At 36.7% G+C, this 11,605-nt stretch carries 14 protein-coding genes; 13 read left to right on the top strand and 1 reads right to left on the bottom strand.

What is annotated here, in order from left to right:
• Positions 1 to 58: 58 nt before the first annotated feature.
• Complete coding sequence (locus FSZ17_RS15780) at positions 59 to 1,504, top strand: IS4 family transposase (RefSeq protein WP_057771511.1); 1,446 nt, start codon at positions 59 to 61, stop codon at positions 1,502 to 1,504.
• A 494-nt stretch (positions 1,505 to 1,998) separates the two neighbouring features.
• Here FSZ17_RS15780 and FSZ17_RS15775 read toward each other — a convergent pair whose 3' ends face one another.
• Complete coding sequence (locus FSZ17_RS15775) at positions 1,999 to 2,673, bottom strand: SIMPL domain-containing protein (RefSeq protein ID WP_057771509.1); 675 nt, start codon at positions 2,671 to 2,673, stop codon at positions 1,999 to 2,001.
• Between the two features lie 380 nt (positions 2,674 to 3,053).
• On the opposite strand from FSZ17_RS15775, the gene spoIIIAA reads away from it, so the two are divergent.
• The 12 genes from spoIIIAA to nusB all read left to right on the top strand — a co-directional run bounded on the left by spoIIIAA (position 3,054) and on the right by nusB (position 11,566).
• Complete coding sequence (gene spoIIIAA, locus FSZ17_RS15770) at positions 3,054 to 3,980, top strand: stage III sporulation protein AA (protein WP_057771508.1); 927 nt, start codon at positions 3,054 to 3,056, stop codon at positions 3,978 to 3,980.
• Positions 3,981 to 4,496 carry a stage III sporulation protein SpoIIIAB gene (spoIIIAB, locus tag FSZ17_RS15765; RefSeq protein ID WP_057771507.1) on the top strand — a complete coding sequence of 172 codons (516 nt, stop codon included), beginning with the start codon at positions 3,981 to 3,983 and terminating at the stop codon, positions 4,494 to 4,496.
• A gap of 37 nt (positions 4,497 to 4,533) precedes the next feature.
• Positions 4,534 to 4,740: a stage III sporulation protein AC gene (gene spoIIIAC, locus FSZ17_RS15760; protein WP_057771506.1), complete on the top strand. Its 207-nt coding sequence runs from the start codon at positions 4,534 to 4,536 to the stop codon at positions 4,738 to 4,740.
• 14 nt (positions 4,741 to 4,754) lie between these two features.
• Complete coding sequence (gene spoIIIAD / locus FSZ17_RS15755) at positions 4,755 to 5,144, top strand: stage III sporulation protein AD (RefSeq protein WP_185150731.1); 390 nt, start codon at positions 4,755 to 4,757, stop codon at positions 5,142 to 5,144.
• A 19-nt stretch (positions 5,145 to 5,163) separates the two neighbouring features.
• Positions 5,164 to 6,363 (top strand): stage III sporulation protein AE, encoded by a 1,200-nt coding sequence (gene spoIIIAE, locus FSZ17_RS15750; protein ID WP_057771504.1) that lies wholly within the window; start codon positions 5,164 to 5,166, stop codon positions 6,361 to 6,363.
• 13 nt (positions 6,364 to 6,376) lie between these two features.
• Positions 6,377 to 7,006: a stage III sporulation protein AF gene (spoIIIAF, locus tag FSZ17_RS15745; protein WP_057771503.1), complete on the top strand. Its 630-nt coding sequence runs from the start codon at positions 6,377 to 6,379 to the stop codon at positions 7,004 to 7,006.
• Positions 6,999 to 7,670 (top strand): stage III sporulation protein AG, encoded by a 672-nt coding sequence (spoIIIAG, locus tag FSZ17_RS15740; protein ID WP_057771502.1) that lies wholly within the window; start codon positions 6,999 to 7,001, stop codon positions 7,668 to 7,670. The genes spoIIIAF and spoIIIAG overlap by 8 nt, the downstream gene beginning before the upstream one ends.
• Positions 7,671 to 8,216 carry a SpoIIIAH-like family protein gene (locus tag FSZ17_RS15735; RefSeq protein ID WP_057771501.1) on the top strand — a complete coding sequence of 182 codons (546 nt, stop codon included), beginning with the start codon at positions 7,671 to 7,673 and terminating at the stop codon, positions 8,214 to 8,216.
• Positions 8,217 to 8,605: 389 nt separating this feature from the next.
• Positions 8,606 to 9,106: an acetyl-CoA carboxylase biotin carboxyl carrier protein gene (accB, locus tag FSZ17_RS15730; protein ID WP_057771500.1), complete on the top strand. Its 501-nt coding sequence runs from the start codon at positions 8,606 to 8,608 to the stop codon at positions 9,104 to 9,106.
• A 14-nt stretch (positions 9,107 to 9,120) separates the two neighbouring features.
• The gene (accC, locus tag FSZ17_RS15725) at positions 9,121 to 10,479 is read left to right on the top strand and encodes an acetyl-CoA carboxylase biotin carboxylase subunit (protein ID WP_057771499.1); all 1,359 of its coding nucleotides are present in this window, start codon (positions 9,121 to 9,123) and stop codon (positions 10,477 to 10,479) included.
• Between the two features lie 15 nt (positions 10,480 to 10,494).
• Positions 10,495 to 10,899 carry an Asp23/Gls24 family envelope stress response protein gene (locus tag FSZ17_RS15720; RefSeq protein ID WP_057771498.1) on the top strand — a complete coding sequence of 135 codons (405 nt, stop codon included), beginning with the start codon at positions 10,495 to 10,497 and terminating at the stop codon, positions 10,897 to 10,899.
• A gap of 277 nt (positions 10,900 to 11,176) precedes the next feature.
• Complete coding sequence (gene nusB, locus FSZ17_RS15715) at positions 11,177 to 11,566, top strand: transcription antitermination factor NusB (RefSeq protein ID WP_057771497.1); 390 nt, start codon at positions 11,177 to 11,179, stop codon at positions 11,564 to 11,566.
• The last annotated feature ends 39 nt before the right edge of the window (positions 11,567 to 11,605 follow it).

The raw sequence follows: 11,605 nt of genomic DNA, 5'->3' as shown, positions 1-11,605 counted from the left end.
TTTACACTATCCATAAAGCAAAAAAGACGTTATCCTTTCTGTAGAATTATAGGAAAGGATGGCGTTTTTTTATGGATTTTTCGATTCTGACGAACTTCAACCGATTGCTGAAGAATTACAACGACATATGTCTCCTCATGTTCTAGAACACCTAGCTAAAGAAAAAGGATTCGTTCAGCGAAAGAGTAAATATCAAGCAAAGGAGTTAGTTGCTTTATGTGTATGGCTTAGTCAACAGGTCGCAAGTACATCACTCACACAATTATGTAGCTGTCTTGAAGTATCTACAGGTGTTCTTATTAGTCCTGAAGGACTTAACCAACGATTTAATGCTTCCGCAGTACAATTTCTTGAACAAGTTTTAGCTAACCTTCTAGCTCAAAGAATTCATTTAACAAAAGAAATAGTTCACCAATATACCACAATCTTTAAGAGCATTCGGATTCTAGATTCTACAACATTTCAGCTTCCAGATAGGTTTTCTTCACATTATCAAGGTTCAGGTGGAAGTAGCCATACGGCAGGAGTTAAAATTCAATTGGAATATGATCTATTGAGTGGAAAGTTCCTACACGTTTATGTAGGAGAAGGAAGAGAAAATGATAAAATCTTTGGTTCATCAAGCCTACAAACCATTCAACCAAAAGATTTGTACATAAGAGATTTAGGCTATTTCGACTTACATGACTTACAGAAAATCCATGATAAAGAAGCTTATTATGTCTCACGTTTGATATTAAATTCTCGAATCTACCTTAAGAATGATGAACCAGAGTATTTTCGAAATGGGACCGTGAAGAAAGGAACACTCTATATTCAGTTAGATATGGAAGAACTCATGTATCAATTGTACCCTGGTCAAACCATGGAGATTTCAGAGGCATACATTGGACAGTATCAAAAATTACCAGCTCGTGTTATTATTCATCGATTAACAAAGGAACAAACAGAGAAAAGGTTGAAGGAACAAGCCAAAAAAGAAAAGAAGAAGGGTATTACCTATAAAGAACGAAGTAAACGGTTGAGTGGGATCAATGTGTATATTACGAATCTTCCTGCAGAAAATGTTCCAACGGAACATATCCATGACTTGTATTCATTACGCTGGCAAATTGAAATTTTGTTCAAAACATGGAAATCTTTCTTTCAAATTGACAAGTGCAAAGAAATCAAGAAAGAACGCTTAGAATGCCATTTATATGGGCAACTCATTAGTATTTTACTCTGTTCATCGACGATGTTCAAAATGCGTCAGTTACTCTTGGATAAGAAAAAGAAAGAGTTAAGTGAATACAAATCCATCTATATGATAAAGAATTATTATCTATTGTTTTATGAGGGACTACAGAAGGGCAGCCATGAATTATTAAAAGTTTTACTGCGTTTGTTTTACCTTTTAGAGAAAAACGGAAGAAAATCTCACCGGTACGAAAAGAAAACCGTCTTTGATATCTTAGGTGTTGTGTATGATTATATGTTGTCAAAAAGTTTCAAGGCTGCATAATATGTTTTAAAAAGCCTAGTTAATAGGTTTATTTGTTATGCCTATCTTTAATACAGTCGTAGAAATTTAAAGGAATAATCCTCACATATAACCTCTTATCGCCCTAAGGTTGATGGCGATGTGACGCTACCCCATAAAAATTAAAAAAACTCCCGAAAGTATTTACTTTTGGGAGTTTTTGTGTACTTGAAATGTGTGCAAAGACTGGGATATTTTATGTTGTTGCTTTTTTATTTTTTCGCTGTGTTAAAGCTAAGTGTTGATCATGCTATTTTGTTGTTGATCCTCGCTGCAGGCACGAGACTCCTCGAAAATGCTAACCCATTTCCTTCGTGCGGTGATTATTCAAGAAAGCTTATTCGATGTCCTGCGGGAGAAGCGAATAAAAGGGAGACCCCTCAGGAGCGCTCTTCGACGAGGAGCCTTCCGGACCGACGGAAATCGCTAAGTGCCTGCAGCGGAAATCAACAGGGAAGTTTAACATAACCTACTTTTTAAGAATGAAATTCAAACTCTGCTGAAACTTGGCTTCTCATTTCTAATGTACCTGGTTGTATAGGAGTAGCTGCTTCGCTTTTAACGAGTGCAGTCATCTGAAACGGGATTGGTTCTCCGCGTTGCCGACCAATTTCAGCAACTAATATTGGTACTTTATTTAATTGAACTCCTAAAGTTCGGGCGATTGTATCGGCCTTTTGATACGCATTGATAACAGCTATTGATAATGCCTGCTGTTCATATTGAATAGAGTCTCCAACAGAAAATCTAATTCTTGAAACGACATTAGCTCCATTTTTTACGGCCGTATCAACTACTAAACCTGCATTTTCAATATCATTAATAGATATTTGAAGCAAGTGCTCTACTTTATATCCCCTGAATATCTGCTTACCTTCAACATAATCATATTGTGGAAAAATTGAATAATTAACGGTTTTGATTTGCTCATCTTGAATATCCAATTGATTAAGTCCTTTTTTAATATTAGAGATAATCATTGCATTATTTTTTTGCGCAACCTCTAATTGCTTATCCTCTGTTGAAGCACCCAATGTGATTTCTGCTTTATCGGGCTTCACAGAAACGATTCCTTCTCCAGTTACCCTTATCATATTCCGCTTACTGCCGCTAGTTTGAGTATTCCGATAAGATGGCTGCTGATAATACATACACTCTCCTCACTTTCAATGAACATGGTCTCAATTAAATGTACGGCTGTAAGAAAAATAACATTCAAATATTTTATAAATAGGTTGATGAAAGAACAATGAAAATAAAACAAAGTCATATTGTTTCAAAGCAGGCATACATTTTAAGTAGAAAGATGCTAGTCCAACTAGAAAAGCGTAGAGCACCCGCTTATCGGCGACAAGCATAAGACGAGCCGGCGAGAAGGTTGTCCTTTAACCTTCTTGACGGATTGGCTTATGACCTCGAGCCGATGGTGCTCGGAGCTAGACAAAGAAAAGCGTAGAGCATCTGGAGATGGACAAAGGAAATTGTGAAGTAACTAGAGCTATAAAAGTAAAGAATTAGGAGGAAAAATGTATTGGAAACCATTCTAGCCTTTTTGCCAAAAAAGATTTCAGAATACATGCAGCAAATTCCACCTCCTCAATTGGTTGAAGTAGAAGAGATTCGCGTACGGATCAATAGACCACTTGAATTAACAATGAAGGGAAGTCCGCGTTTTTTACCATATATCGTGAAACAAGAGGATGCGTTGCATTTATTAAACAAAATAAGTCATTTCTCCATTTATACCTTAGAGGAAGAGTTGCGTCGAGGCTATATCACGATTGAGGGTGGACATCGTGTTGGTTTAGCCGGAAAAGTTATTCTTGAAGCTGGAAATGTGAAGGCGATTAGAGATATTTCTTCTTTTAATATTCGGATTGCTAGAGAACAAATTGGAATAGGCGAAAAGCTCGTTCCTAGTCTATTTAATGGTAGATCTTGGCTTCATACGATGATCATCGGCTCACCCCAAACAGGGAAAACGACTCTTCTTCGTGATATGGCAAGAATTATTTCAACCGGAGATAAAAATGGCCGTTTTCCTGCTCAAAAGGTTGGAATCGTTGATGAACGCTCTGAAATTGCAGGTAGTGTGCAAGGAATTCCGCAAATGACTTTCGGGCCTCGTCTTGATGTTCTTGATGCCTGTCCTAAAGTTGAGGGCATGATGATGATGATTCGCTCAATGAGCCCAGATGTGCTAATTGTAGATGAAATTGGGAGAAAAGAGGATGCAGATGCAATTTTGGAGGCTGTTAATGCAGGGATTAAATTAATGATGACAACGCATGGAACCACTTTCGAGGAGATAAGAAGACGCCCTACAATCAAGCCAATCATTGAAATGGGAATCTTCCAGCGTTTTATAGAATTAGATAGAAAAAATGGCCCAGGTAGTGTAGCGAGTATAAAGGATAGTTATGGAAATGAGATCAAATACGAAGTGCGGGTGACATGAATGATAAAAATAATGGGAGCCGTATTCATTATTGTTGCCACCACTTGGGCGGGCTTTGAAGCTTCTAGACATTTACATGAAAGACCCCGGCAGCTGCGTCAGCTAAAATCGGCCTTACAATCATTAGAAGCTGAAATCATGTATGGACATACGCCACTTCATGAAGCAGCAAGAAGGCTTTCGGTTCAAGTGCCAATGCCGTTATCAAGATTTTTCGATATTTTTGCGGAAAAACTCATGGGTTCGGAAACGACAGTAAAAGAGGCATGGGTACAAAGCCTAAAGGACATTTGGAAAATGACTGCTTTCAAACAAGGTGAATTTGAAATTATGAAGCAATTCGGTGAAACATTGGGCAGACATGACCGTCATTCTCAGCAAAAGCAAATCATGCTGGCTCTCTCACATTTAGAGCGTGAGGAGGCCGATGCTTATGAAAGGCAAGCTAAATACGAAAAGATGTTTAAAAGCCTTGGCTTTTTATCAGGGCTGTTATTAATCATTTTATTGATGTAGACAGCGCCCTGCGCATTTCTATTTAGGAGGAGAATACATGGGCCTAGAGGTGGATATTATTTTTAAAATTGCCGGTGTCGGAATTGTTGTTGCGTTTTTACATACAATTCTCGATCAGGTTGGAAAAAAGGAATACGCCCAATGGGTAACGCTTTTTGGCTTTATTTATATTTTATTTATGGTTGCATCCGTAGTAGATGACCTATTTCAAAAAATTAAATCTGTGTTTCTATTTCAAGGCTAAAGGAGGTCTTTGCCATTGAAATTATTCAAATAGTCGGCGTTGCACTTGTAGCTACATTTCTAGCTTTAATCGTGAAGGAACAAAAGCCGAACTTTGCCTTCCTTCTCATCGTTTTCGTTGGCTGCACTATTTTCCTTTTTCTAGTCGATCAAATTTATGCCATTATCCATATGATCGAAAGAATTGCTGTGAATGCCAAGGTAAATATGATTTACATTGAAACCATTTTAAAAATTATAGGAATTGCCTATATTGCTGAATTTGCTGCTCAAATTACAAAGGATGCTGGCCAAGGAGCAATTGCCTCCAAAATAGAATTAGGAGGAAAAATATTAATTCTGGCTATGGCAATTCCAATTCTTACCGTAATGATCGAAACCATTATTCAAATGATACCTGGTTAATGAAAACGGGGTGTAAATGATGAAGCAGCGGCTGAAGAAAATATTTTTTCTGAATCTACTAATCTTCTTATTACTAATTCCAAGTGTACAAGCCTCACCACAAACAGAAGATGTAAATCAAGCAATCAATCCTCAGGCGATCGTTGACTCACAGCTTGACTCGCTCAATATAGATGAATTAAAGCAATTCTGGGAAAAAATCAGCAGTGAATATGGAGGATTTTTGCCTGAAAGCCAAAAAGGAAGTCTTTACGATTTTATTAAAGGAGAAAAGAAATTTTCTTTTCAAGAATGGGCCTCTGGCTTTATGAAGTTTATATTTCATGAATTTATTGTAAATGGAAAATTATTAGGCACTTTAATCCTGCTTACGATCTTTAGCATGTTTCTCCAATCCTTGCAAAATTCCTTTGAGAAAAGCACAGTAAGCAAAGTTGCCTATGCAATAGTGTTCATGGTACTAATTATTATTGCCCTTAACAGCTTCCATATCGCAATTAGTTATGCACAAGATGCAATCGATACGATGATTTCATTTATTTTAGCTCTAATACCGCTTTTGCTTGCACTTATTGCATCCTCAGGAGGGCTCGTATCAGCAGCATTTTTTCATCCAGTGATTCTCTTTTTAATGAATATTAGTGGTTTATTAATTCAATATATCGTTTTACCCTTACTATTTCTATCGGCTCTATTAGCAATTGTCAGTACCTTATCTGAAAATTACAAAGTGACCCAGCTTGCCAATTTAATAAGAAATTGGAGCATAGCACTTCTAAGTATGTTCTTAACGGTTTTTCTAGGGGTCATTTCTGTTCAAGGTGCATCAACAGCAGTGACAGACGGTGTAGCGATACGAACAGCGAAGTTCATAACAGGTAATTTTATCCCGATAATCGGAAGGATGTTCACAGATGCAACAGATACCGTGATCAGTGCATCTGTTTTATTAAAAAATACTGTCGGTATTGCTGGCCTGGTACTCCTCATAATTATCGCCGCATTTCCTGCAATCAAAATTTTAATGATTGCATTTATATATAAATTTGCAGCAGCTATTCTTCAGCCATTAGGTGGAGGACCTATTATTTCCTGTCTGGACATTATTAGTAAGAGTGTTATTTATGTGTTTGCTGCACTAGCCGTTGTTTCTCTCATGTTTTTCCTTAGTATCACTGTTATAATCGCAGCCGGAAATTTGACGATGATGGTCAGGTAGGAGGGGGAGCTAAATGGAATTTATTAAGGAATGGATTACCAATATTATTTTATTCATTCTTTTAGCGACGGTCATTGATATGCTCCTCCCCAATTCGAATTTACAAAAATACACAAAAATGGTGACGGGTCTTTTGCTAATCGCGGTTATATTAACCCCAATTTTAAAACTTGTTTCAAATGATTTTGAAGAAGCATTAGCATCTATTCCTTCAATTGAACCCTATGGGGAAAAAAATATGGAAAATTCAATTGAAATGCAGAAAAAAGAAATACAAGCCTGGCAAGATGCATATATTTTAGAAGAAATGGCTGTCCACTTAAATAAGCTAGCAGAAGAGGAGCTGATGGAACAGTACGGATTAGAAATAGTAAACATTCATCTTGATGTAAATGTAAATGACACACGTGACTTCCCGGAAAATCTACAGAAGGTAATCGTTCAATTAAAAATGAAAGATGAAGAAGCAGAGGCTGTTGAGGTGGTCAAAAAAGTAGCAATTAATACCCAAGAAACTCTTCCTTCGAAAAAGCCAAACAAAGATACAGAAAAAGTTGCTTCTCTACTTGCCCAAAAATGGAATGTAAATGAAGAAAAAATCGAAGTTCTTGTTGAAGGAGGGAAGATAAATAACAATGGATAAAGAAAAAGGGCCTTTCACTTTATTGAAAAAATGGCTTTCCAAAGATGATCACACTGACAAAAAGCCAGGGAAATATCAATATTTGCTTCTCGTCCTCCTTTTTGGCGCTGCTATTATGCTAATTAGTAATATCTTTTTTAAGGATGAGCCATCCAATGCTAGCTTAGAAGTGTTAAAAAATCAAGAAGAGGCAAATGATGAGGAAGATATAGAAGCTTTTAAACATAAGCAAAAGGAAGGCAATGACTTGATAGCTTCTTATGAAAGGGCATATGAAGCTAAGCTCAAAGATGCACTCGATGTCATTATCGGTGTTGACGATGTGACGGTCGTCGTTAATGTTGAAGGAACAGAGAAAAAGGTACTCGAGAAAAACAGAACCAATAAAATACAAATTACCGATGAGACCGATCGAGAAGGCGGAAAGAGAAAAGTTGAAGATCAGTCAATAGAAGAACAGCTCGTTATAACGAGAAATGGAGAAAAAGAGGTTCCTATTGAAATAGAAACGAAGAAACCAAAAATTAGTGGTGTTCTCGTCGTTGCAAAAGGGGCTGATAATATACAAGTAAAGAAATGGATAATAGAAGCGGTATCAAGAGTACTTGATGTTCCAAGTCATAGAGTGGCTGTTATGCCTAAAAAAACTAAGGGGGAATCATAGATGTTATTAAAAAAACAAACTGTCTGGTTATTAACAATGCTTAGCTTAGTTGTAGTATTATCAGTTTATTACATTACCTCACCAGATCAAAAAGGTCAGAACTTAGCAGATGTAGAGGAAAAAACAGACCAACTAAAGGATGAGGCTGCAACAGAGAATTTAGATGATAGTGCCATCATTACTAATGCAGCAGGCGATGAAATGTTTGAAACATTACGTATGGAGCTAAATGATGAGCGCAGCAGGAAGATAGAAGAATTGCAAACAAAACTGGCATCAACAGAACTTCCTGCTGAAGAAATCAGTGCCGCTAAGGATGAGATTGATGAGCTAGAAACACTTGCGCAAAAAGAATATATGCTAGAAACGCTGATTAGAGCTATGAACTACGAGGATGTCCTTGTCCGTGCTGAAGGGAAAAATGTCAAAGTAACTGTGAAAGCAGAAAAACTTTCCAAATCAGCTGCAAATGAAATTATTCGAGAAGTAAACAATGAAATTAGCGGTTTGAATGCAGTAACAGTAGAATTTAAAGCACCAAAATAAATAGAAAAACTTGGCGTTCGCCATGTCAAATCTGAAAATAGCGGGAGCTCTCCCGCTATTTTTGCTGTAATACTATTAATTCATCAATCGAACCCATATCCTATTTTCTCCCCAACCTTTAGTCCATTTTAGTTTTTTAGATCAAATATTCCCTTGTGAAAAATTATTAACATTTAATAATTATTCGAAAGTATTCCATTTTTTTCTGAACTCGAAAGGCTAGCAATACAGAAATATTATTCATTGTCATAATCCAATATTGAATTTCAATAAGATATTATCGTATGATATTAGTATCTAGTCATAAATTATTTGATGTGTTATTTTTTATCTTTAGTTTTAAAATATAAGATGAAAAAATTAATTCATTGAAAACAAGGGGTGCCGAAATGTTAAAAGTCCAAGAAATTCGTGAGCTGATTAAGCTTGTTGATCAATCAAATATTGATGAGTTTGTATATGAGCATGATGGCTCTAAAATTAAAATGAAAAAGAAAACAGCAGAAGAAGTCGTTGCAAGACCTGTGATGCCTGTAATGGAAGAGATTCCAGCACCTAAAGCTGTTCAACCTGCAATGGTTAAGCAGGAGGTAGTCACTGAGCCGACTGTTCAAGCTCCTATTAAGGAAATTGAAGCAGATACAAAAGATTTACATAAGATTGTTTCACCGATGGTAGGAACTTTTTATCAATCATCATCTCCAGATGCGGAAGCATATGTAAAAGCTGGTTCCAAAGTTTCAAAAGATTCCATCGTATGTATTGTTGAAGCAATGAAACTATTTAACGAAATTGAAGCTGAAGTAAACGGGGAAATTGTTGAAGTACTTGTAAAGGATGGACAATTAGTCGAATACGGACAGCCACTATTTTTAGTAAAAGCTGAATAAGGAGCGGTAACAGGATGATAAAAAAACTGTTAATTGCAAACAGAGGAGAAATCGCTGTTCGGATTATACGTGCTTGCCGCGAAATGGGGATTGAATCTGTCGCCGTCTATTCTGAGGCTGATCGAGAAGCTCTTCATGTACAGCTTGCGGATGAAGCATATTGTATTGGACCGAAAGCATCAAAAGATAGCTACTTGAATTTTACAAATATTATTAGCGTTGCTAAGCTTACAGATTGTGACGCTATCCATCCAGGATATGGATTTTTAGCAGAGAATGCTGATTTTGCAGAGCTTTGCCGTGAATGTAATATTATTTTTGTCGGTCCCACACCGGAAGCAATTACGAAAATGGGAACAAAAGACATAGCAAGAGAAACGATGAAAGCAGCAGGTGTTCCAATTGTTCCGGGCTCGAACGGCATTATTAAGGATATTGATGAAGCAATTGAGCTTGCAAATAAAATAGAATACCCTGTTATTATTAAAGCTACAGCCGGTGGCGGTGGAAAAGGGATTAGGGTTGCAAAGAATGAACAGGAGCTTGTTAAGGGAATTAATATTACTCAACAGGAGGCTTTAACGGCTTTTGGAAATCCAGGAGTTTATATTGAAAAATATATAGAAGATTTCCGTCATGTTGAGATCCAGGTTCTTGCAGATACACATGGAAATGTCGTTCACCTTGGCGAAAGAGATTGTTCGATCCAACGACGCCTGCAAAAGTTGCTTGAGGAAACCCCTTCCCCTGCTCTAGATGGCGAAACTCGTCAAGAAATGGGAAATGCTGCTGTAAAAGCTGCTAAAGCAGTTGATTATACAGGTGCAGGCACAATAGAATTTATTTATGATTATCGTAAACGTAAATTCTACTTTATGGAAATGAACACACGGATTCAAGTGGAGCATCCAGTTACTGAAATGGTAACAGGGGTAGATTTAATTAAAGAGCAAATAAAAGTAGCTTCAGGAGAAAAGCTGAATTTTAGCCAACAGGATGTTACTTTTAACGGTTGGTCAATCGAATGTCGGATTAATGCAGAGAATCCCGAAAAAAACTTTATGCCATCTGCAGGTAGAATTGAAATGTACCTTCCACCTGGTGGCTTAGGCGTTCGTGTTGATTCAGCCGCATATCCGGGCTATATGATTCCACCATATTATGATTCCATGATCGCAAAAGTCATAACCTACGGAGCTACAAGGGATGAAGCGATTGCAAGGATGAAGAGAGCATTAAGTGAATTTGTGATCGAAGGAATTCATACAACGATTCCGTTTCATTTGAAGCTTCTAAGCCATGAAAAATTTATTGATGGCCAATTTAATACAAAGTTTTTAGAAATGTATAATGTGATGCAAATAGAAGACTAATTGGAGGTGTAATGGATGAGCGAAAATATTTTAGAAATGAATCATGATAATGTAGGGCTTGGAAAGATCGAGATTGCCCCAGAAGTAATTGAAGTTATTGCAGGAATTGCAGCTTCAGAAGTTGAAGGGGTAGCCCACATGCGCGGAAACTTCGCAACAGGAGTAGTTGAGCGCCTTGGTAAGAAAAATCATGGTAAAGGTGTAAAAGTTGAGCTTTCTGAAGAGGGTATTAAAGTTGATGTTTATTGCTCGATGACATTTGGCATTTCTATTCCGAGTGTAGCCCAAAAAATTCAAGATAATATCCGCCAGGCATTATTGAATATGACTGCATTAGATGCACAAGAAGTGAATATTCATGTAGTCGGAATCGTTTTTGAAAATCAAAAACAAGTAGTGGAATACGAGCAAGAAATGTAAAAGAACCTCAAGTGAGCCAAAGACATCAGTTTGTCTTTGGCTTTTTTTCAAAATATATATAAGTAAATGCAGCATTTATTAAAGTTATTGTCTTTACGAAGGGAAATTTTCATGTAATCAATGCGCTCAACATTTTCTTATGTTATTATTTAAAATGTATTTTTGGACATATAAGTGGTATAAATGATAATGATTATACCGATATTCATGCAAGAGTAAATGAAACGGACATTGGTAAATATCTGAAATTTTCCCTGTTAAAGGAGTAATAAATAGAATGAAAAGAAGAACAGCAAGAGAAAAGGCATTGCAAGCATTATTTCAAATTGATGTAAGTCAAGTAGAACCAAGCTCTGCTATTGAACATGTATTAGAAGATAAACCAAATGACGCTTATTTAAATCAGCTTGTAAATGGTGTAGTAGAAAACAAAGATTTTATTGATGAAACGATTAAGAAGTATCTTGAAAATTGGACAATGGAAAGATTGGCGACCGTAGATCGAAATTTATTAAGATCCGCAGTTTATGAACTTCTTTTTTGTAAAGAGGATGTGCCTCCAAATGTAGCGATTGACGAAGCGATCGAAATTGCAAAAAGGTATGGAGATGACCATTCTAGTAAGTTCATAAATGGAGTTCTTTCAAAGATTAAACAGCAGCTATGAACATTTTTTCAGCAATCGGTTCCTTTCACTATTCATGAG

Origin of the sequence: Cytobacillus dafuensis, from assembly GCF_007995155.1 — a bacterium.
GTDB classification, from domain to species: Bacteria; Bacillota; Bacilli; order Bacillales; family Cytobacillaceae; genus Cytobacillus; species Cytobacillus dafuensis.
The sequence above is the reverse complement of the archived record's forward strand: the minus strand, read 5'-3'. Positions and strand labels throughout refer to the sequence as shown.

Coding starts and splice junctions, on each gene's coding strand:
- FSZ17_RS15780 (WP_057771511.1), top strand. CDS start 59: ATGGCGTTTTTTTATGGATTTTTCGATTCTGACGAACTTCAACCGATT.
- FSZ17_RS15775 (WP_057771509.1), bottom strand. CDS start 2,673: ATGTATTATCAGCAGCCATCTTATCGGAATACTCAAACTAGCGGCAGT.
- spoIIIAB (WP_057771507.1), top strand. CDS start 3,981: ATGATAAAAATAATGGGAGCCGTATTCATTATTGTTGCCACCACTTGG.
- spoIIIAC (WP_057771506.1), top strand. CDS start 4,534: ATGGGCCTAGAGGTGGATATTATTTTTAAAATTGCCGGTGTCGGAATT.
- spoIIIAE (WP_057771504.1), top strand. CDS start 5,164: ATGAAGCAGCGGCTGAAGAAAATATTTTTTCTGAATCTACTAATCTTC.
- spoIIIAF (WP_057771503.1), top strand. CDS start 6,377: ATGGAATTTATTAAGGAATGGATTACCAATATTATTTTATTCATTCTT.
- spoIIIAG (WP_057771502.1), top strand. CDS start 6,999: ATGGATAAAGAAAAAGGGCCTTTCACTTTATTGAAAAAATGGCTTTCC.
- FSZ17_RS15735 (WP_057771501.1), top strand. CDS start 7,671: ATGTTATTAAAAAAACAAACTGTCTGGTTATTAACAATGCTTAGCTTA.
- accB (WP_057771500.1), top strand. CDS start 8,606: ATGTTAAAAGTCCAAGAAATTCGTGAGCTGATTAAGCTTGTTGATCAA.
- accC (WP_057771499.1), top strand. CDS start 9,121: ATGATAAAAAAACTGTTAATTGCAAACAGAGGAGAAATCGCTGTTCGG.
- FSZ17_RS15720 (WP_057771498.1), top strand. CDS start 10,495: ATGAGCGAAAATATTTTAGAAATGAATCATGATAATGTAGGGCTTGGA.
- nusB (WP_057771497.1), top strand. CDS start 11,177: ATGAAAAGAAGAACAGCAAGAGAAAAGGCATTGCAAGCATTATTTCAA.